Source organism: Clostridioides sp. GD02404, assembly GCF_045898275.1.
In the GTDB taxonomy this organism is placed as follows: domain Bacteria; phylum Bacillota; class Clostridia; order Peptostreptococcales; family Peptostreptococcaceae; genus Clostridioides; species Clostridioides difficile_A.
Map to the genome: position 1 here is coordinate 57787 of NZ_JBJOCA010000007.1, position 24038 is coordinate 81824.

The 24038-nt window shown below is 29.8% G+C and carries 14 protein-coding genes; 1 reads left to right on the top strand and 13 read right to left on the bottom strand.

All coding sequences use genetic code 11. The features are described from left to right. Positions 1-16: 16 nt before the first annotated feature. From murJ to Q3287_RS06235, 7 genes are all read right to left on the bottom strand, one after another. Positions 17-1573 (bottom strand): murein biosynthesis integral membrane protein MurJ, encoded by a 1557-nt coding sequence (gene murJ, locus Q3287_RS06205; RefSeq protein ID WP_243193952.1) that lies wholly within the window; start codon positions 1571-1573, stop codon positions 17-19. 113 nt (positions 1574-1686) lie between these two features. Continuing rightward, positions 1687-2742 (bottom strand): cell wall-binding repeat-containing protein, encoded by a 1056-nt coding sequence (locus Q3287_RS06210; protein WP_407963688.1) that lies wholly within the window; start codon positions 2740-2742, stop codon positions 1687-1689. Positions 2743-2838: 96 nt separating this feature from the next. Next, complete coding sequence (locus tag Q3287_RS06215) at positions 2839-3525, bottom strand: sugar transferase (protein ID WP_021385677.1); 687 nt, start codon at positions 3523-3525, stop codon at positions 2839-2841. A gap of 219 nt (positions 3526-3744) precedes the next feature. Beyond that, a complete protein-coding gene (locus tag Q3287_RS06220; RefSeq protein WP_407963689.1) occupies positions 3745-5769 on the bottom strand; it encodes an N-acetylmuramoyl-L-alanine amidase in 2025 nt (674 codons plus the stop codon). 249 nt (positions 5770-6018) lie between these two features. Continuing rightward, a complete protein-coding gene (locus Q3287_RS06225) occupies positions 6019-7170 on the bottom strand; it encodes a DUF5009 domain-containing protein (protein WP_231301208.1) in 1152 nt (383 codons plus the stop codon). Positions 7171-7279: 109 nt separating this feature from the next. After that, entirely contained in the window at positions 7280-8857 is a 1578-nt protein-coding gene (locus Q3287_RS06230; RefSeq protein ID WP_407963690.1) for a cell wall-binding repeat-containing protein, read from the bottom strand. 306 nt (positions 8858-9163) lie between these two features. Further along, entirely contained in the window at positions 9164-11575 is a 2412-nt protein-coding gene (locus Q3287_RS06235) for a cell wall-binding cysteine protease Cwp84 (RefSeq protein ID WP_407963691.1), read from the bottom strand. A 231-nt stretch (positions 11576-11806) separates the two neighbouring features. Here Q3287_RS06235 and Q3287_RS06240 point away from each other — a divergent pair, with 231 nt between their 5' ends. Then, entirely contained in the window at positions 11807-12202 is a 396-nt protein-coding gene (locus Q3287_RS06240; RefSeq protein WP_407963692.1) for a GtrA family protein, read from the top strand. Between the two features lie 50 nt (positions 12203-12252). On the opposite strand, the gene Q3287_RS06245 is transcribed toward Q3287_RS06240, so the two are convergent. From Q3287_RS06245 to Q3287_RS06270, 6 genes are all read right to left on the bottom strand, one after another. Continuing rightward, positions 12253-14085 (bottom strand): cell wall-binding repeat-containing protein, encoded by a 1833-nt coding sequence (locus Q3287_RS06245; RefSeq protein WP_407963693.1) that lies wholly within the window; start codon positions 14083-14085, stop codon positions 12253-12255. Positions 14086-14117: 32 nt separating this feature from the next. Beyond that, a complete protein-coding gene (locus tag Q3287_RS06250) occupies positions 14118-14825 on the bottom strand; it encodes a PIG-L family deacetylase (RefSeq protein WP_167640335.1) in 708 nt (235 codons plus the stop codon). Positions 14826-14930: 105 nt separating this feature from the next. Then, positions 14931-16802, bottom strand: a complete 1872-nt coding sequence (locus tag Q3287_RS06255; protein ID WP_407963694.1) for a cell wall-binding repeat-containing protein — start codon at positions 16800-16802, stop codon at positions 14931-14933. Positions 16803-17227: 425 nt separating this feature from the next. Beyond that, the gene (gene secA, locus Q3287_RS06260) at positions 17228-19573 is read right to left on the bottom strand and encodes a preprotein translocase subunit SecA (RefSeq protein ID WP_407963695.1); all 2346 of its coding nucleotides are present in this window, start codon (positions 19571-19573) and stop codon (positions 17228-17230) included. A gap of 246 nt (positions 19574-19819) precedes the next feature. Further along, on the bottom strand, positions 19820-22027 hold the full coding sequence (gene slpA, locus Q3287_RS06265; protein ID WP_407963696.1) for an S-layer protein SlpA: 2208 nt from the start codon (positions 22025-22027) through the stop codon (positions 19820-19822). A 210-nt stretch (positions 22028-22237) separates the two neighbouring features. Further along, positions 22238-23824 carry a cell wall-binding repeat-containing protein gene (locus tag Q3287_RS06270; RefSeq protein WP_407963697.1) on the bottom strand — a complete coding sequence of 529 codons (1587 nt, stop codon included), beginning with the start codon at positions 23822-23824 and terminating at the stop codon, positions 22238-22240. Positions 23825-24038 lie beyond the last annotated feature (214 nt).

A 24038-nucleotide genomic window follows, 5' to 3' on the forward strand; every position in this document is an offset into this window, starting at 1 on the left:
TTTCTAATGTAAGTGTCTATCTTTTAAGTAGTTTTTGTTTTCCTTTTCTTAAAAATTCAAAAGCTAAGTCCATCTCTTCTACTTTAAATAAAACTATCAATATCGTATATACAGAAGCTCCACCTAATACCCCTACTCCAACTGATATGATTTCTTTAATTGTTCCTGCACCCATAAATGCATATAGGTTATTATATATTAATAAAGTGACTACTGCCATTACTCCTGATGCTACCAAACTTTTTAGACCAGTCTTTATAATTTTATCTCCTCCAAAATATCCATTTTTCTTTTTAAGAGATATAAACAATAATATAACTGTAATTATATTTGAAGTACTAGTGGATATAGCAATACCTGCATGACCAAGTGGTCTTATCAATATTAAATTAAGAACTATATTTATTATTAAAGCTATACTTCCATTTATCATTGGTGTCTTTGTATCTGCAAGAGAGTAAAATGCCCTATATAAAACATCTCTTACTCCACACGCTAATAAGCCTAGTGAATATAATCTAAGTGCTATAGATGTAAGGTCTGTTGATAATGCGTCGAATTTACCCCTTTGGAATAAGATTCTAACTAAAGGTTCTGCCAATATGATAGCTCCAATAGATATAGGAAGCACCACCAATATGATACAGTTAGATGATTTTACAATAGTACTTATAAATCCTTCTTTATTATCTTTACCTGACATCTTTGCTAGTTTAGGATATATAACTGTTATTATTGATGTTACGAATAATGCCATAACAAACTCATTTAGTCTATTTGCATAGTTAAGAGCTGATAACTTTCCATCCCCTAAAGTCGTTGCCAATAACCTATCGACAAATATATTTAACTGTCCAACAGCTACCCCTATCAACATAGGTAATACTAGGTTAACTAATTCTTTTATAGACTCATCCTTAAAATTTATATATGGCTTATACTTGTAGGACTTCTTAAACGCAAATGGCAACTGAAATAATAGTTGACTTGCCATAGCAAGCAGTGCCCCAGCTGGTAGTATCCATATATTTTTACCTGCACTTAGTGCTATTGCTGCTATTATTATAATGTTATATGGAATTCCTATAAGACCAGGAATTACAAAACTGTCATTCACCTGTAAAAATGAACTAAATATTTTACTTCCACTCAGGAATAGAACTCCTGAAATCATTATTTTAGTAAATAGTATTGCTGCTTGAAACTTAGCAGGGTCATTTCTAAATCCTGCTGCAAATACTGTAACAAATTGCTCTGTAAATAAAAGCCCAAGAATAGCTATTATTATAGCCATTATATAGCATATATTTAAAACATTATTAGTAAATTTTAAAGCACCTTCATCTCCAAGTCTTTTCTTTGCCTCAAAGTACATAGGTATATAAGTTGTAGCAATTGCAGAGCCTATGACTGCTATGATTAAACCAGGTATATTTAATGTTAATACAAATACATCTGCATACATACCTGTCCCATAGAAATTTGCAAGTACAAGTTCTCTAAGGAAACCTAATACTTTTGAAAACATAGTGGCTGCCATAATCCACAATGCTGCTTTAGCTGTTTTTGACATTTTCTTTCTCCTTATCTATTTAAACTCTAAAAGTAGAACTTTTAAAACTGCTTATACACATTATTCTGATTAAATAAATCTAACCTATGAAAAGCTTCCTTATAAATTAAAGACTATATTGAATCATATCTAAGTGCCCTAAATGTAATCAATAGCAATAATAATATTAATATTATACAAGATAAGGATGTTAGATTAAATATACTCTTTAATAGACTATAATCCCCTACTGCATATCCAACTTCAACTACCTCATTTATATTGTTACTTTTTAAGAATTTATCTTGTGTACTACTTAAGTTATCACTACAAATCAGTATTGGCATATTTTCTTTAGCTGATACTACTCCCAAAGAAATATATTCATTTACATCAGACCTACTACCAAAGTCTAAACTAGCAGTATATATTTTCTTTATATCTTTTTCATTATAAAACTTCTTTATTAAATCGATATTTGTACTTGATTTATTTATTTGCTTTATACCTTCTATATTCTTTAAGCTAGAATCAACTTCTGCAATAAACTCTTTTGAATCACCTAGTGCATATATTGTTTCAAGGTCTTTACCTTTTAGGAAATCAATTTGTTCTTCAAAACCTTCATCTTTAGCCCATATTATTGGCATTCCATTTTTAGCGGCATAAGAATATACAGATATGGCATTCTCTAATCCTACAGTTGAGCTAAGTAAAAATACTTTATCGAACCCTACAGTTCTATACATTTCTCTAGCTATCTTTAAGGATGTATCATATCTGTCTTTTCCTCTTATTCTTTCAACTTTCATTCCCATTCTTTCTATAGTACGCTCAGCATCTTTAGATACTGCTTTTAAACCACCTATTATTGTAACTTTCTCTGTACCTAGTTCTTTTAGATAATTTCTTGTTACTCTCCCAAGATTTTTACTCTTAGTTACAACTATTGGGGCATTTTTTAAATAGGCTAAAGGTGTTGCACTTATACTATCTACAATTGAATCTTCATTTACAAGAATTACTTCCTTAGAACTCTTAAATACTCTTTTATTTAACTCTGTAGAAATCTCTGGTATACTTCCTTCTATTAACTCTTCCTTAGGATCTGCATCTGCAAATACTCCTATCGTACTAGAAATAGAGATTAATAAAACTAACGATAATATAGTAGAAATTTTTTTAATCATAAGTTCTCATTCCTTTTCTTTTTTTGTATTTTTTGACAATAAAAAAGCTCTTTTTTAAAGAGCTTTTTCATTGATTAGTAATCTAATATTTTAAAATTATCTAGCTCCATCTCCTGTCAATACTACTTTAACAGTTTTAAAGAGTATCTTAAAGTCAAGTAATATACTCCTATTTTTTATATAGTAAATATCTTCTTTAAGTTTTTCTTCAGGAGTGATTTCGTATCCACCATTTACTTGTGCCCAACCTGTAAGTCCAGGTTTTATAGCAAGCCTGTTGATAAATCCAGGTATTTCCTCATTAAATTGAACAGTAAAGTTTGGTCTTTCTGGTCTAGGGCCTATTAAGCCCATGTCCCCCTTTAATATATTAAACAGCTGTGGAATCTCATCAATTCTAGTTTTCCTAATAAACTTTCCAACCTTAGTTATTCTAGGATCATCTTTTTCAGCCCATTGTGCGCCAAATTTTTCTGCGTCTGTTCTCATAGATCTTAATTTATATATATAGAATCTTCTTCCGCATTTTCCTAGTCTTTCTTGCTTATAAGTTATTGGTCCTTTGTCCTCTATTTTAATAAGAATTCCAAATATTGCTATTAAAGGTAAACCTATCACAAGTCCTATTATAGATAAAACTAAATCCATAATTCTCTGGTACAAGTCAAATAAAACTGTTCCTTTTACTATGCTATAGTCAATCTCGCTTGCAATTTCCTTATCTGCCCCTGGATAGCTTTTAACTTTAGGTATTTCACATTCATCATTAGTATATCCAGACATAGTTACCTCCATATTGGAATAAAAATTTTTTTAATTCTTAATTTCAACTTATTTCTATCTTATTTTTGACTTATTTCTATATTATACTCAATAATGAGCAGATTATCAATACAATAAACGTCATTGTAAACAATTTGATTCTTTACAAAAATATATCATCCCTTGTTATATTTTACATTATAACAGGAGATGATATATTTTGCTTTAATATTTTTTGTTTTATTTTACAGATTCTTCTATTCCTATTCCAATTTGAGTTCCCATTGTTTTTACTTTTTCAGAAGTATTTAACTTATCCATATCGCTCTTATTGTCTATAAATGCACATTCGACAAGTATTGCTGGGTAATTATTGTTTCTTAAAACATATAGGTAATCATTTCCATTTGCAAGTGTTCTTGTTTTAATTCCTCTATTTTGCATGTTAAATTTTTCTAATATTCTTTTTAATATATTTGATGCAGCAGTCTTAGTTTTTCCACCATTTTTATCTTTTACTTTATAAAAAATTTCTACACCATTACCTGCACCATTAGATGCATTGTAATGTATACTTGTAAATAAATCTGGTTTTATAGTATTTGATAAAGTTGTTCTTTCTCCTAGAGCCATTGTTTTATCTGTATCTCTAGTCATAACAACATTTACACCTTTTGAACGTAAATATTCAGTAGTTGCTAACGCTGTATCAAGAGTATATTTCTTTTCTTGTGCTCCACCATTTAATCCACTTGTTGCTCCTGAATCAGAACCCCCATGACCTGGGTCAATCACTACAGTTTTTCCTGCAGCATCTCCTGGATTTTCTGGTTCTGTAGGTGAATTATGTTTTGATAGACTAGATGCTATAGAACTTATAACACTATCTTTCATTCCATCACCTATTTGATATACTGTTCCTGCTGTTTTTTCTGATAAATTTGTAGTATGGTATGCAGAAACATAAGTTTTTGGAGTTATAAGTATAGGAGCTTTTAATTTAGCCGCTAAAGGTCCAGCCGTTATTGAGTCAACTATTATGTCAGATTTTGCAACTAACATTGCACTCAACTCTTGGTCTGGATAGAAAGTCTTAATTACATTTGCATTTGTTTCATGTCTATCTGCACCAGAAACTCTATTTTTTGAAGCTCCATTTTTTGCTATTTTAGATATTTGGTCTATAAGTTTTGATGATAAGCTTTGGCTACCACCTATATAATAAGCTTCCTCTAGACCTTGTGAAGATAACCAATCATATGTACTTTGTGGTACAGAATCTTTATTAGATAATATTATAGGTTGTTGGTCTTCACCTGCTTTTGGTGAAATGTTAAGAGCATCATATTCACCAGCATAACCATTTGCTATGTATATTTTATTAACATCATGGTACTTATCAATTTCTTTTGCTATAAGTAAAGATGTTTCGTGTCTATCAACACCACCAATACGAGTTACATTCACATCTACAGCAGATTTGATTTGAGATACTGCCTTTTGTGAAACTGAACCATCATCACCAATGATTATTACATCACTTGGATTTAGACGTTTTAATTCTGCCTTTGTACTTTCTGGTATATCATCTTTATTTGCAAGTAATATTGGTGCATCATAAGTAGAAGCAAGTGGAGTAGCTGTTATTCCGTCTGCTGCCAGTTCTCCATTAACTATTACAACCTTATTAGCTCCATCTTTCCAACCTTGTTTACTTATCTCAACAGCAGTTTCAAATCTAGTAGCTCCTGCAAGTTTTTTTACTGGTGCAGAAGTTTTTCTCATATATTCATTTACTGCTTTTGTTGAATTTGCATCACTTATTATAAATTCTTGTGTAACATCATAATCTTTAAGATTTAATCCCATAGACTCTAGGTCTTCTTTGTTTAAAACTTTTTGTTCATCTTTACCATTTACTTTTATGCTTTGAAGTTCCCATACATTTAAGTATTCTGGGTCTTTATTATAATTTATTACACCTTCATATGTATCTGTCTTTTCATTGTAATTTAAAGTAGCTTCAAGTGGCATATCATAACACATAAAATTTAATGTTATCGAATCAGCATTTAATTTTTCTTTAAACTTTACACTTGCATTCGATTTACTTCCTAACACTACACTTTTTCTTTGTAAATTTATATTAATATCTGAATTAGATTCTGTATTTGCAGTAGTATTTTCCGCTGCTAAAGCCACGTTTGGTGCCACCATTGCTATAGACAACATTCCTGTTGCTAATAATTTTGTACTCTTTTTCATTATATCCCCCCTAGATTTTTAAACCTTTAAACCTTGTTTAAGTTCGTTTTGAACTTGTTTTATATTACATAAATGCAATATTATGTAAATCTTTTTTCATTATAGCACAAAAAATTACAAATTGTAATCTTTTTGTAATCTTTTATGGCATGATTTTTAAATTTTATCTAGAGGAAACTTGTATTATATCCAATACTTTCTGTATATTTAAACAAAAACAAAGAAATTCCTGTCTAAAAAAACATCACACTAAATTTTGATAAATATTTTTTTCTTATACATAATGGACATTACTATAACCCAGAATAAGACATACAATAAAGAAAATACTAGAGAATCCCAAGTTGTACCTGCCCAAGGTGTTATAAGTTCATATGTAACCCACTCTACCAAAGTAGTTGGATAATCGACTTTATCTGTAAGTTTTGGAAGATTCCAAAAAACATGGCTTAATATCTCAAGACACATATATGTAAAAATAGGGCTACTACCAAGTGCTATTATTGGTGTGAATATTTTACTCTTATTTTTGATGTCGCATATGAAATAAAATATTGCCAGTAATATACCATAACTTCCGGCCATTAACAGTACAAATGAGCTAGACCATAATCTCTTATTAAATGGAAAATATTGATTAAATATAAAAGCACATATTAGTAAAATAATACTCATAACTAATATTTTAAAGAATTTTTTGTATTCTCCTATGTTTTCTTTTAAAAGTACACATCCCATAGTACAACCCAGCATACCTGAAGAAATTGCTACTATGCTAGTTAGGAATCCATCTGGTTCAAAATCTGGTTTGTATAAATGACCTTTAAAAAAATGGAAATCCACCAATTGTGCAAGAGAACCTTCTAACTCGAATCCATATGGTTTTGCAACTACATAATAACCTATTATTATAAATGCAGATATACATAAGAATATAATTATTGTCATAGTACTTCCTACATTTAATTTTTTTAGTAGTAAGTATACTAAACTAGTTACAAAATAAACTAGTCCCATACGTTGAAGTACTCCAAGTATTCTCACAGTACTTAAGTCGTGATTTCCTAGGTAATTTAAGAAAAATCCAAATAATATAAGTAAAATACTTCTCTTAAATATACTGAGTACTATGCTTAATGTAGACTTATTGTTTTTTAGTTTACTATTTATTGATATTGGAATTGTAACCCCTAAAGATATAACAAAAAAAGGAAATGCAAAATCTGCAAGTGTTACACCATGCCATATAGCATGTCTTAGCTGAGGATACATTCTCATCCAAGTTCCAGGATTATTGCAAACTATCATGAGGGCTATTGATAGCCCTCTTATTATATCTATTGATTTAACTCTATTTTTCATAATTTTTGTATCTAATTTACCTTCAAATCCACTCTCCATATTACCTCCCCCAAGATTTAACTGTATATTTAGCTTTAGCTATGAATCTATCTAACTATATATCTTCAGATATAGTTCTAAAATATAGCTTTCTTAAATATACATCTTTTTAATTAAGAAACTTCTTTAGAAATCCAAGTTTATCTAATATATCTTGTATCTTATTAATTTTCTGGCTTATAGAATCTATAGTTTTTTCTATTGAATCAACCTTAGCTTCTAAATCCTCAACCTGATTTACTTTTTTATCTATAGTCCCATGATTAGTTATGTCACTATTAGATGAGTTGTCTATAAGCTTTCCTATATAACCATCATTAATTAATTTTGTATCATTAGCAGATGCCAATATCATCATTGTTTCTATATCTGAATTTCTAGTATTTTCTATAACTCTACCATTTTTGTCACGAACTGACAATATAGTTATTGTATCATGATTATTAAATCCACCTTCTCCAATATTTCTAACTATAACATTTACTAAAGTAGCATAGTTATTTACTTCACCATTAGGCATATCTACTGTAACCGTTTTTGAGCAATCGCCTTTTATATTAATAGTTATTGGCTTATTTGTTACCATTCTAAAAGCCTCATTTACAGTATCCTCTTTTGGATTAAAGTTTATAATATCGTTAGGGCTTGCAATATTTATCATATCAGTTAATTCTTCAACAGTTTTTGCCTCAAAAACAGTCTTATCTTGTAGACTCTTAATCTCGTCAAAAGCTTCTTCATTTCCATTTCCACCAACTTGTGTTACTGTACTTAATTTTTTCGTACTAAGTACATCTCTCTGTTTTGTGTTTAGTTTATCACCAACTAAAACGACTGGTGACTCATTTCTAGCGGCTAATACTCCAACTGCTAATGAATCTATAAGCTGATTTTCATTTTTACTTCCATCCTTGGTAACATATAGATTACTTAAACTTGTATCAGTATAAAACTTTTCTATTACTTTCGCATTAGTTTCATTTCTATCTTTTCCACTCAATCTTTCTGCATTAGGAAGACTCTTTTCTACTGCTCTTGAGACAGAATTTGTACCTCCTATTACATATGCCCTTATAACTTTCTCCTCTTTTATAAATTTTTCAAATGGTTCTACTCCATCTTTGGGACTAGATAATATTATAGGCATGTTGTTTTGAGCAGCTGGTGCTCCAACACTAACAGCATCACTTAGACCTTTTTCTCCATTTACTACAGCCACTTCCTTAACATCTTTTATGTCTTTCAATTTATTAGCCAAAATCAATGAAGTTTCATATCTATCATTACCACTAATTCTTTCTACATTGAATCCTTCACTTTTCAATTGATTTTCTATATCTTTACTTAAAACAACAGTACCACCTATCAAATAAATGTCTTTAGCTCCTAGACGTTTTATCTCTGCTTTAGTTCTATCATCCAACTTATTATTTTCTGTTAAAAGTATTGGTGCTCCTTTAACTTTTGCAAATGGTGTGGCTGAAAGAGCATCTGCTAACGACTTATCATTAACCAGTACTACATTAGTACTAGAACCATACGCCTTTTGACTTATCTTTACAGCAGTTTCATATCTTCCATTACCTATTATTTTTTCCTCTGTAAGTGCATATGATGAAGTTATAGAAATGCTACTTAAAGTAAGCGCTATTGTCAATGTTGTTAAAATAGTTTTTGGTGCTTTCATTATTATTACCCCCTTATTTTGTTTAAAATCTTACTATATTTATATTATAAAATATCTTTACACTATTTTACAGTTTAAATTTATTACATTTTTCCTCACCCAATAAAAAAAGAGCTATCTCAAAATAGAGATAAACCTCTTTTTCATTGTTGAAATGCTAAAAATATATTTTATTTCATACAAAAAGAGTGCCTCATGAACTAAAAAGTTCATTTTGAGACACTCCATTTTGTTACTTTATATCTATAAACTTATATTAAATATTTTCTAATAATAAAATGTATAGCTTTACTATCTTTATATTTATTATTTTCCTAAAAGACTATTTAATTCATTAAAAGCACTTTCATTTCCATTTCCACCAACTCTAATGGGAGTTTCTATTTTTTTAGATTTAAGAACATTCTTTTGACTTTCATCTAATTTATTTCCAACTAGAACTACTGGTGAATCAGTTTTAGCACCTAATGCTCCTACTGCTAGTCCATCTATTAAGTCACCTTGACTTTTTGAACCATCTTTAACAACAAAAGCATATTTTAAATCTGAATTAGTATAGAATTTGTCTATTATCTTAGCGTTAGTTTCATTTCTATTACTTCCTGCAAGTCTTGTTGGATTTGAAAGCTTGCTTTCTAAGTTTGATGATAAAGTAGCTGTACCACCAATTATATAAGACTTAGTTATTTTTGATGAATTTAAAAACTCATCAGCACCTTGTAACTCACTCTTTTCATTAGTAAGTATTATTGGCATATTGTTATCAGCTGCTGCTGCACCAACACTTATTGCATCTGCAAGTCCATTAACACCATTTGCCACTGCAACTTGTGAAACAGATTTTATACTGTTTAGTTTTTGAGCTAAAGATATACTAGTCTTGTATCTATCGCTACCAGAAATTCTTTCTACTGATATACCCATATTGCTAAGTTGAGTTTGTACATTCTTACTTAAAGAATTCTCTCCACCTATTAGATAAACCTTTTTAGTTCCTAATCTTTGTAATTCTGCTTTAGTTTTTGAATCTAAGTTATCTTTTCCTGTTAAAAGGATTGGAGAATCAATTGCTGCTGTAAATGGTGTAGCTGTTAAAGCATCCACTATTGCATTTCCATTTACTAATACTGCATTTTGTGAAGAAGTCCACCCTTTTTGACTAACTTTAACTGCTGTTTCATATCTGTCTGCTCCAGTTAAAGATTCTCCTGAAGTAGCCTGTCCAGAAGATGTTTTTGTTATAGCTTTTATAACAAAGTTGCAAGGAGAAAATTCACTGTATGTATTTATATCTTCAAATTTATTGTTTTGAAGTATGTAACTTTCACCTAAGTTTGCTTTAGCTTCATATAGATAGTATCCATCTATGTTAGTTTCATATGCTAAAGTTGATTTTTCTCTATTAGGATTTGCAGTGTTATCTATAACTACTACTATTGCACCTTTCCCTTTTGGGAGGTTATAAGAGTTAGTAGGTACATTTATGTATCCAGAGTATGATACTGTTCCATTTGCAAGTTTTGTCATTGAATTGTTTTGAGGAACTCCATTTACTACTGGTGCATAATATACTTCGTATTTTGCTCCTACAGAGTCTGTTTCAAACATAACTGAGTCAAGTTTTTCAGAATCTCTGCTGAAATCAAATACATTTGCTGCAGTTATTTTATTTGACATTATCTTACTAAGACCAGCATATTCAAGTTGGTACATTTTTTTGTCACTGTCTGGTTTTGATACTGATTTCATTGCATAGTTATCTGTATCTGTTAAAATAGTTTTGTCTTCATAAGAAATCCAGAAGAATCCTTTCATAGAATTGAATTCTCCCCAGCTACTTTTTACTAACCAGGCTCCATTTGATTCTGGCTTAACATCAGAAGCAAAGTTGTCCTTTGAATAATTGTCATCCCATCCTACTATAGCTACAGCATGATTTAAAGGTGCTCTCTTATTTGTACAATTATATGCTGTTTCATCTTTATTAAAATATGTTGAATAATGTGCATATCCTGATGTAACAGAACCATATTGCATTATAGCATTTTTTACAGTTTCTTTATCTTTACCAAGACGAATAACATCTGTTACATTAAATTGAGTTGGTGCAGTATCCATATTTGAAGGTCTAGTTGCACCTTGTTCTTCAGATTTAAGATTATATGGTATATCTTTTTCTAATTTAGGTCCTGCCCATGCAGTCAAATATCCTATAGCTGTTACATTTGAGCTACCTGACATATCATCTAAATTCCATCCATATGTTCCACCAGTTGACCACCATCTAAAGTGTTCTTCTGAAAGGTCATAAGTTCCATAACCTTTTAACTTTAAGTATGATTCTAAAGTTGACATACTAGAAAATGCCCAGCATGTATTAAGATTTCCTTGATTTTTTGCTGGTGTAGTCAATCCTAAATTTATTGGATTGTACGATGCACTCGCTTTGTATGATGATGGAAGAGTGCTTCTTCCCTTATTTTGAAGTATTGTACCTTCCATTTCATGCGGAACTGGTATTACTCCATTATATTTTGCTGTGTCTCCGTTTTTGACATCTTCTAGGTATTGAAGATAGCTTTCAGAGTATTCTGCAGTTTCTACTCCATCTAGTGTTTTATTGTTTTCTGCTGATACAGGTACTGTTGACACTATTAAAAAGCAAACTGTCAACAATGCCAGTAGCTTTGACAATTTTTTTGATTTGTACTTTCTCATATTTACCCCCTTGTATGTATTTAATTTTTATTATATCAGATTTCTAAATCGAGGTCATATTTTATTTTGATAAAATATGGATTATAAGTGCATATTAATTGTATAGTGCTATAATTTTGTTTTTTATGATATTTTATAATGTATTGATTTATTAATTAATGGATATGTTATACTAAAATGTGTTAGAATCTTCAAGAATAGTTATATTTAATTAGTTTGGGAGGGTTATATTTGATTTTTAAAAAACATAAAGAGACAATATTATATTTATTTTTTGGAGCATTTACCACCCTTGTAAATATAGTTTCTTATTTATTTTTTACTAGAGTTATTTTATTTAATTTTATGGTTGCAAATGCTTTGGCATGGATACTTGCTGTTTTATTTGCTTATGTTACTAATAAGTTTTTTGTGTTTGAAAGTAGAAGAGTTGAGTTAAAGTTCTTGTTTAAGGAGTTTTTGTCCTTTGTTAGTTTTAGATTGATTTCTGGTATTATAGAAATGGTTATTATGTATATAATGGTTGATTTACTTTTTGTAAATGATGTTATAGTGAAGGTTTTCACTAATATAGTTGTTATTGTTTTAAATTATTTATTTAGTAAGATGATAATTTTTAGAAAGTAAAAAGTAGACTACTATAAATAGTAATCTACTTTTTAAATTTCATTTACACTTTAAAATCCATCATCAGTTGAGTTTGATCTTCCCCATCGAGTAACTTTATTAGTTGAAGTATTTATTTCAACAACTTCTATATATGATCCATCTTTAGCTTTTTCTACAAATGAACCATCTGACTTTGATGCCAAATCCCAATTTCTCACACTAATTTTTTCTCCCACATACATAGCAGAAGGTTTATCTTCTACAACTCTATAATAAATCTTATATCTTGAACTTTTAGGCTCACTAGATATTGTCACTCTCACATGGTCTTTTTCAGGTATTGAACAAGGTTTTGTACTAACAGACAATCCACGTGCTCTTTCGTCATTATATTCAGTATCGTTAGTTGTTGGTTTCTTCCCACTAATTGCAGGTTGCTCATTACCATTTACTAAATCAATTTTTCCAGAATTTTTTACTATGACTCCTGGTGCATTATTTGATATTTTTGTTATATCTCCATCATTTTCTATATATACATCTTTAGCATCAGCATCTATAGTTATAATCCATATATCTCCATCACTTGTATTCTCTATCTTGCACCCATTTTTAGAATAAATATCTATACCTTGTATACTACCTTCATTAATCAAAGTACCCTTCTTTATATTATCTATTCTTATATCACTGGATATTTCTCCAAAATTCTTTACATCTCCATTAGGCATGTCTATAGTTATAGATTTTTTGAATACTCCATCAAATTCTATAGTTATAGCCTTATTTGTTTCTATCTTAAATGAATCACTTATACTAGTATCTTTCTCTGGATCAAATATTATTACATCATTTGCATCAGCCTTTTTAATAGCAACATTTAACTCATCAATAGTTTCTACAGTATATTTAGTCTTCTCTTGCATATCTATTATGCTTTTTACAGCATCTTCATTCCCTAAACCACCAATTTGAGTAACTTTATCTATAATCTTAGTATTTAAAATCTCTTTTTGTGTAGTATCAAGTTTATTTCCAGCTAAAATTATCGGAGAACTATTTTTTGCAGCTAATACTCCTACTGCCAAAGAATCTATTAAATCATTCTTATTCTTTGTACCATCTTTTGTAACATAAATATTTTTTATATCAGTATTTTTATAGAATTCTTCTATAATCTTTGCATTTGTCTCACTTCTACTCTCTCCTGCTATTCTTGTAGCATTTGGTAAACTTCTTTCTACATAATTAGAAATAGAATATGTCCCACCTATTACATATGATTTTTCTATACCTTTACTATCTATAAAATTATCAGCTACTTCAATTCCATCATTTGAATCAGAAAGTATTATTGGCATATTTTCTTGAGCTGCTATAGCTCCAACACTTACAGCATCAGCAAGTCCTTTTTCTCCATTTACCACAACTATTTTAGATATAGAATTTTCCTTATCTAATTTTTCTGCTAACTTTAAAGAAGTTTCATATCTACTACTCCCAGATATTCTTTCAAAGTTTATATTATCTGCATCTAATTGCTTTTCAACATTTGAACCTATTGCAATTGAGCCACCTATCAAATATACATTTTTTACACCAAGTCTTTTTAATTCTGCTTTTGTTCTACTATCCAGTTTATTACTTTGAGTTAATAATATAGGTGCATTTTTTGCTTTTGCAAATGGAGTAGCTGATAAAGCATCTGCTATTGAATTATCATTTACTAATATAGCATTATCAGACTTTGTCCATCCAGCTTGACTTATTTTTATAGCAGTTTCCCATCTACCAGAACCTGTTAGCGTATCCTTGGTCGACGCATTAGATGTATTTCCATACAATGTAACAGATAAAAATGTTATAGTTAATAATGACACTATCTTTTTTGATATTTTCATTAATTATTACCTCCTAATTCTTTAATAATATTTTATGGAGCATGAACATACTGTATTTTACTTGTAGCTAGTTCATCAAAGTGGGATTTTACTGAATGGTACCCTATAGCGTAATGACCACTTTCTGGATTCCATTTCTTATATGAATTCATTGCACTTAATAACTTCTCTTCTTGGCTAGGTAATACCTCCCATACTTCTACATTTGGATTAACTTTTTTAAAATCAATGTAGTCATATGGTTCTACATAAAATCTTAAGTCTTTTATTTTACCTTCTTTATACAATTCTAAAGCTGCTTCACCTAATGCTCTATGGTCTTCATGTATTCCACTAGCTTTAAATGGAGTAACTGTTTTTACTTTCGCATCTGGATATTCTTTTAGATACTTAAGAATTATTTCTCTTGCTTTTTCTTTATTTAACTCACCATCATGTGCTCTATTATCTTCTATATGTATATTGCTTTCTTTTACACCCATTGCTTCACAACTATCTTTGAATTCTTCATCTCTATTTTTTGAAAATTCACTTTCTGATAGAGAATACTTATGCACATCTTTAATATGATAGGAACATGTACCTCCATCATCTAAAACTTTCCTTATTATTGATTTACTACCATCTGTACACAAAATTACGTGTGTATCACTTTTTTCAACATGCTCAATTATGGCACTACCCATACTTAAAGTTTCATCATCTTGATGTGGTGTAAAAAATAAAGTTGCATCTACCACTACTATATCCTCCTATTTCATAAAATGTTATAATCTACAATAAATAGCTAAACTGTAGAAAAAGATTCCTATATATTAAGGAATCTTCTCCACAGTATAGATTTATTACCAACCTAGTATTTTAGCTATCTTTTGTATTACTGTCAATTCAATCCCATTACCTATTTGAGTTACTTCTGCACCAAGATTTAATTTTTTATCAAGAGCACTTTTTTGTGAATCTGTTATGTCATTTTTAGCTAGAAGTATTGGACCTTTTCCTGCTGCTAAAGGACCTGCTGCTAATGCATCCACTAGCATACCATTATTTCCATATCCATCTTTTGCTATATATAGTTTATCTAATTTATCATAATATGTTTCTATGACTTTGGCATTAGTATCGTGTCTTGTTTCTCCTTCAACTCTTTGAACCTTTCTATCTTTATCAATATCAATAAGTTGATTTTCAATTTGACTAGATACATTGTTAGAACCACCAACTATACCAATCTCTTTTCTATCCATCAATTTGATAGCTTCTGCTGAGAGATCATTCCAGCCATTTACTATTATAGGAGCCTTAAGTTCAGCAGCTTTAGCAGCTATACTCATAGCATCAGCTTCACCTTTCGCACCTACTACAAATGCATCTTTAAAAGAACCCATAGCTTTTGCTACTGCTACAGAAGTTGTATGTCTATCATCTCCAGCTAGTCTTTCAACATTTTTAGTTACTGATTCTAATTGCTTTTTAGCTGTATTTGATACTGCTGATTCTCCTCCAACTATATATATTTTAGCTGATGGACTTTTCTTAATTATATCTTTTATATAGTCTAAAGTTACTTTTGGTATTTCATTGTCAGATGCTAATAATATAGGTGACTTTTTAGATTGAGCTAGTGGTGTAGCTGCTAATCCATCAACTAGTTTATTTGAATTAACTATAACTACATTGTCAGTATATTTTGTTTGTTTTGCTATAGCTACAGCAGTTGCATATCTATCATCTCCAGCTATCAATTTAACTTTTGAATTTCCTTCTAATGCAGCTTTAGCAGCTTTTAAATCCTTCTCATTAGCACTTTCTACAGTAATCTCTATAGCTTTTCCAGATGTATCAGTATACTTAACAGTAAATTTATATTTTCCTGTTTCTGAATCTTTTGCTGAAATATCACTAATTGATTTTGATGTACCATTTACTACCATATTACCTTGAACAGTTAATCTATATCCATCATATAAATCTTGTGGTGAAACTGTATTTAGGTCACTATTTTTTATAGTTATTTCAGCTAATTTAACATCAGCTATGTCTTTAGTTCCTGCTAAACCTAACTTATTTATTTTATTTACTTTAAATCCTTCTACAGATGGGTCTAAGTTTGTTCCAATTGAATCAACTGGATTTGCTACTAAATCAATTTTTTCATCACCAATACTTATCTCTATAGTTTTAGAAGTTATTGTTTCTTTTTTATCCCTTAAAGTTATAACTAGTTTGTCTTTAGCACTATCATATGAAGCCTTTACATCTGCAACTCCATAAATTCCATTAGTTTCAGTTTTAGCTTTTTCTGTTATAGAATTAGCTTCAGCTGAAAGGTCTGCTGAGTTTTCATATTTTTCAATTGCTTCAGCAACTACTTCATTAGCACTGTTTGTTGTATGCCCTCTGTCTGTTATAGTTACTAGAAGTTCTTTATTTTCTCCCAAAGCATTTACTAATTTTTCTAATTCATCTATATTAGTTATTATTTTTAACTGTGATGAAGTTTCACCAACTTTTATTTCATATATTGGTTGTCCAACTTGAGAACCTCCAGTATACTTTTGAGACATTAAGTCTCTAACTTTTGAAACTAATTCTGTAGCTTCTTTTTTAGTTATTGTTTCTTTTTTTACCTGTGTAGTTTCTGCAGCAAAAATTGGAGCTACTGATGTACTTATCATTGCAGCTGCCATAACTATAGAAAGATTTTTTCTATTCATAGTATTTTCCCCCTAAAAAATTCAATTTTTCATCATTTTTTCCTTATTTACCAATTATAATATATATTTGATATTATTTCAATAAATAGGCTATATTGTAATAATTAAGCATTTGGTATGAAATTCTTTTTTATACCTTATTTTTTAAGCATTTATGTATACAAAAAAGTAACAAAATTGTAATTTTTTTTTATAATCCAGTTTATAACTGATAGACTTTTCATCTTCTTTATAGTATAATATTAAATGGAAGAAAGAAATTTCAAGCATCTCTTTTTTCCGTATTTCTCACACAGAAAAAGAAGCTGATTTTCAGCTTCTTTTTCATTTATATGAATTTATTAATTTAATTATAATCTTATCATATATAAATCAAAATACTTATTATTACCTATTTTTAATGAAGGTAATCTAAGTTATCATTTTTAATTAAATTTATATAGATATTGTACTGTTGTTTCCCTTATATTTTTATTTAGTTCTTCAAACATATCGTATCCTTCTAAAGCATATTCCTTAAATGGATCTTTTTGAGCATAAGTTTTTAGACCTACATACTGTCTCAATTGTTCCATAGCATCTATATGGTCTATCCAGTATTGATCAACTACTTTTAAAAGTACTGTCTTTTCCAACTCTGCAACCTTTTCAATACCAACCATCATCTTTTTCAAGTCATAAACTCTTTTTGAAATTTCATAAGTGCTATCAACTATTTCTTGAACACTTTTTTTATCTACTCCAGGAATTAATAATGTATCTGCTGGCATAAATGTACTGTATAAATGTTTAAAATATCCATAATAATCTCTTTTTCTTCCAATTAAATAAGTTTCTCCTGCTTCTTGTATAATATCCTTAACCATTTTTTGAATATCTTCTTGAATATCCTCATCATTTAGAACTTTATTTCTTTCATTGTATATAACTTTTCTTTGTTCATTTATAGTATCATCATATTTAAGGACATTTTTTCTTATTTCAAAGTTTTTACCTTCTACACCTTTTTGTGCTCTTTCTATAGCTCTTGTAAGTGCTTTGCTTTCAATAGCTGTATTTTCCTTTGAATTTGTTCTCTTCATAAGTTTCTCTATAGTTTTTCCACCATAAAGTTTTATTACATCATCTTCAAGACTTACAAAAAATCTTGATGTACCTGGGTCGCCTTGACGACCAGAACGACCTCTAAGCTGGTTATCAATTCTTCTTGACTCATGTCTTTCTGTTCCTATAACATAAAGACCACCTAAATTTTTAACTTCTTGTTCTTCATCTTTATCTCCTGCTCCTAAAGAAATATCAGTTCCTCTACCTGCCATATTTGTGGCAATTGTTATAGCATCCAATTTACCAGCTTTAGAGATTATCTCTGCCTCTTTATCATGTTGTTTTGCGTTTAAGACTTGGTGTTTTATGCCTTGCTTTTTAAGCATTTTGGACAACTTCTCAGACTTTTCAACAGAAACTGTACCAACAAGTATTGGCTGTCTAGTCTTATGTATCCTTATTATTTCTTCTACAACAGCATTGTATTTTTCTTCTTCTGTTTTAAATACTTTGTCATGTAAATCGGCTCTAATAACTGGTTTGTTAGTTGGGATTTGAACAACATTTAATTTATATATTGACTCAAATTCTCCTTCTTCTGTCTTTGCAGTACCAGTCATTCCTGAAAGCTTTTCATACAGTCTAAAGAAATTTTGATAAGTAACTGTAGCCATGGTTTTAGATTCATTTTTTATTTCAACACCTTCTTTAGCCTCTATAGCTTGATGAAGTCCATCTGTAAATCTTCTTCCATCCATTACTCTTCCTGTAAATTCATCAACTATCATTACTTCTCCATTTGAAATAACATAGTCAACATCCTTTTCCATAAGCTTATGACCTCTCAAAGCTTGATTTATATGATGATATAATTCTATATTCTTTATATCAGTAATGTTCTTTATACCAAAAAACGACTCAGCCTTACTTATACCCTTTGCTGTTAATGCTATGGTTTTTTCTTTCCTATCCATCTCAAAATCTTCTTCTTTAACATTTTTTATAAAGTTATTTGCTAGCTCATAAAGATTTAAATCTTCATCTCCATCTCCAGCAATTATAAGTGGAGTTCTAGCTTCGTCTATTAATATTGAGTCTACCTCATCTACTATGGCAAAATTTAGTTCTCTTTGTACCTTATAAGATAAATCTGGTACCATATTATCTCTTAAATAGTCAAACCCAAATTCGCTATTTGTACCATAAGTTATATCACATTTATACTGTTGTTTTCTTATATTTGGGTCTTGGTTAGCTATAATTACTCCTACTGTCATACCAAGAGATTCGTAAACTGGTCGCATAAGCTCCTTATCACGTTCTGCTAGATAATCATTTACTGTGATTACATGTACCCCTTTGCCTGTAAGAGCATTTAAATACACTGGTGCTACTTCAACTAAAGTTTTACCTTCACCAGTTCTCATCTCTGCTATCTTACCTTGATGTATTACTATACCACCAATTAACTGTACTCTATATTGACGCATCCCAAGTTTTCTTCTTGATACTTCTCTAACTACAGCAAATGCTTCTGGAAGTATATCATCTAAAGTTTCTCCATTTTTCAGTCTATTTCTAAATAACTCTGTCATATTTTTTAATTCTTCATCTGATGAGTTTTTCATACTGTCTTCTAGTGCATCTATTTTATCTACTATAACATTTAATTTCTTTATTTCTTGTTCATCTGCTTTGTCAAGTATCGCATCTATAACTGACATATAAGTACCTCCTTTTCTATTGTCCAATTACTATTATACATTAAAAATCCATAATAGTAGACAATTATTTTAATTTATAGTATAATGATTTTACTTAAATAAATTAAACATCTTTTTATTTAGGTATTTCTCACATAAAATAGAGGCTAACTATAGCCTCTATTTTATTTTGCATTTATTTTTATAGTAAAAAAGACTTCTCATATGAGAAGTCTTTTTATATTTAAAGTTTTATTAAAACTCAGATTACATATCTAATAAATCTTTCATTTTGTTTATTATTGAACTAGCTATACCTTGACCAACTTGAACTAAGTTCTTTCCACCATCATCTTTAACTGATTTGCTTACACCTACATTTTGGTCTGAAGATAAGCTATCAGTAGCTAATACTATTGGTGCTGGAGAAACTGTTCCATTTGCATTTTTACCATCATAAGTTGAACCAAAGTTAGCTGCAACTGGTGCTGCTGCTAAAGCATCTACTAATTGATCTTCTTTAGTAGAACCATCTTTTGCTACAAAATAGTTTTCTACACTAGCTTTTTCAAAGTAATCAGTTTCCTTCATTACTTCAGCATTAGTAGCTTGTCTATCTTCACCACTTGTTCTATTAGGCTCTTTTCCAGTAGCATCATCTATAGCTTCTTCTATATCTTTAGATACACTGTTTTCTCCACCTATTATATCAACTTGAGCATTGTCTAGGAAATCTTCTGTAGCAGCATTTATATCTTTAGCTTTTCCATCTACAACTACTATTGGAGTAGCATCTCCATCTGTAGCATTTAATTTCCCATTAGAATCTTTTAATTGAGAAGCAACTGGAGCTATACTCATAGCATCTGCTAATCCAGTTCCACCAACTACAAATGCTTTATCATTATCAAGACCTATTTCATCAGCTATTTGTAAAGAAGTTTCATATCTATCATCTCCAGCTAATCTTGTAACTTTAAGTCCCATATCTTTTAATTCATTTTCTACATCTTTAGATATAGAATTAACTCCACCAGCTAAATAAACTTTTTTAGTAGTATTTATACCAGTTGTAGATTTTAAATCCATAACTCTCTTTATTTCAGATTTTAAGTTTGAATCTAATTTATCTTTTGAAGTTAATAATAAAGGAGCATGCTTTTCAGAAGCTAAAGGTGATGCAACAAGTCCATCAACTATTGCTTGAGAACCAACTAAAACAATACTATCTGCTGCTTCACTAGATATAGCATGAGTATCATCAGAATTATAATACTTGTTACTTAATTCTATAGCTGTTTCTATTCTATCTTCTCCTGCTACTGTTACAACATTTGAATAACTATTATTATATGTTTTTAAATCATCTATATAGTCTTTTAAGTCTTTAACTTTATCTGATTTTATTATTAATTTAACAGGAGCAGTTTCTTCTCCACCTTTAGTTGTTAATCTTTTTCCTTCTGGATAAACAACTGTTTGGTATTTACCATTAACTAATTGTACAAGTTCGTCATCATAACCTTTTGTTGTTTTTAAAACATCTAAAATCTCACCTAGTTCTGAATCTTTAAATACATATTTTTTAGCTAAATCTTCAGCACTTGTGCTAGATTTAGAGTCAACATCTATTGTTGTTTCTGTTGCATTTATAACTTTTACATTTATAGTTCCTTTGTTAAACTTTGCATCAGCATTCAGTACTATATCAGCTACCTTAGCTGTCTTACCAGACGAATCTGGTGTAACTACAAAAGAAGCTGCTTGATCTACGACTTGCCCAGTTGTTATTTTCACATTTCCTGCTTTAGCTGCAGAAAGCACACCAGCACCATCCCATGTATCAGTATCAGTGTCTGTAAAAGCATATTTATACTTAGCAAGCATTTCTGCATTATCAGTTCTTGCTATTGCTTCAAGTTCATATCCTTCAGAAGCATCAGAAGCATTAATTAAACCTACTTTAAATGTATAGAAATCACCTGCTGTTAAATTTTTACCTGCAGCTTTTACCTTTGTATTATCTACTGTATCTTGTTCTACTAAACCAGGACTACTTGCAGTTGCTTTTCTTATAACTATTTGATTTGATAAAGTTTCTGCAATTGCATTTAATTCCTTTTCAGAATAAGTTTTAGTTTTTAAAGAATATGAAATAGCAAATTCAACTAAATCCCCATCATCCATATTTTTTAATTGTGGTTCTACAAGATTATAAAATTGATTAGAAGCTACTGATAAATCACCAGTAACAGTAAAATTTGATACTACATTTCCATCATATGATACTTTTATTGCTGTTATTGATTTGTTTAATATACCTTCTTGTATCTTTTTTAAAGTTGTTTTGTAATCTTTTTGCACAGTTGTATAACTTTCATCAACAGTTACTTCTGTTATTGCTGCAAATACAGGAGCAGCCGAAGCTAAAACTGTTAAACCTGACATAGCTATTGCTATATTTCTCTTATTCATTTCTTAAATTCCTCCCAACATTATATTAAAATTACATCTCTTTATTATGTACATAGAATAATCATCCATATATTCCTAATATTTCTCACATCTCTATAATAATCCATTTTTATTCTTTTTGCAAGCTATTTTTTTAAATTACTATTTTCTCCAGATATATGAATTTTTATACCCAAAATTTCAAGATGTAACAACCTAATAAATTTAATTTTATTTATTTAGAAATTCTTGAGTAGCATACACTTGTCCATCTTGTAATATATATAATCCAAATCCAGTGTACGCGAAGTTGCTATTTAACATGTTTTCGTTATATTTATCAGACTTTTTCCAAACTGTAAATATTACATTTGCCACTTCTCTAGCATCTTTTGTTGTATAAGTACTCTTTGTAGTAAGTGGAACAAAAGCTATATTTTCTTCACTTCTCATTCCACCAGAAAATACTTCAGCAGCATTTTTACCATTTATTACATGTGCGAATTCTCCTTTATCAGCCATATATCTAGACCAATAATTTGCCATTCCTTGTAAATTTTTAGATACTTGTAATGGCTCTTTCCCTTTTTCTTTTCTATAAGAATTTACCAAATTGTACATTTCACTAGAAACCATCATTTTAAAATCAGTACTATTCATATCATTAGTCTTATATTCAAGTACATTTATCTCTACACTTATTGATGTAGTTTTTCCACCAATATCAGTAGCCTTTATAGTCACTTTATATTTACCAACCTTATCAGTATTAACTTCTCCTATAAGTTCTGGTTTTAATTCATTTCCCTTATTATCCTTCGCAACTATATTTAACTTACCTATATCAAACTTATCTCCTTGATATACATTTAGATTCCCAACTGTTATTGTTGGTGCACTTGCATCCAATGATGATGCACTTAAACATTGTTGTAGTGTTTTCTCATCTATTCCTCCTAGTGCTGTGATTTTATCAGCACTTCTAAGTACAGACTTATCACTACTTCCATCAACTAATACAATTGGTGCATTTTTAGCTATAGAAGAACCAGCAACTGCATCCACTAATTGGAATCCTTTAGAAAGATAGAACTCTTTTGCTGAACTATAAAAATGTTTTATAACTTTTTTATTAGTTTCAAATCTATCTTCTCCTGCTAATCTAACTGCATTGGTTTTCTTAACTAGGTCATTACTTATTATTTCTTCTGAACCAAGTGCATAACATTGTACACCTTCTTTTTTCTCAAATGGTACACTTTTCCCATCAGTTAAAATTATAGGGGCACCATCTCTTGATGCTACTGATGATACACTCATTGCATCTGCTTCACCTTTATACCCATTAGTTATAAAAACCTTATCTATAGTCTTTATTGAAGCTATTTCCTTTGCTATAAGATAACTTGTTTCTATTCTATCATTACCACCTATTCTTTTAACTTCTATACCTTTTTGCTTTAATTTATTTTCAACTGACTTCCCTATTGAATCTTCAGTTCCTATTATGTAGACCTTCTTTACATCTTTTAACATACTTTCTGTATCTGATGGTATATTATTTTTTTGAGATAATAATATAGGTGCTTTAACTGCCCCTGCTAATCCACTTGCACTAAGCCCATCTGCTAGAGTATTGTCTGTGTTTACTAATACTACATTTTCATATGTTTGCTTCTGCGCAATTTTTGCAGCTGTCTCATATCTATCTTTCCCTTGTATCTTTTCTATACTTGAAAGTGCATTAATGTTTAGTGTTCCTGCCATTATTAATGATACTGCCAATCCTATTGATAATATTCTCTTATTTGCTTTCATCGAACCCCTCCTACTAATTTTTTATATAATTCAGCTAATCATAAATTACATCCTCAGTAGTGATTCCCTCAAAATTTATAAATTACTAAAATAAAAAACATCTAAGATACCGTAATCTGTAAGATGATAACAAAGCAGATTATAAAAAGTACATTAGATGTGATTTTCATTTTATGATATCAGTAAATTAATAAAAAAACAAGATTTATGGAAA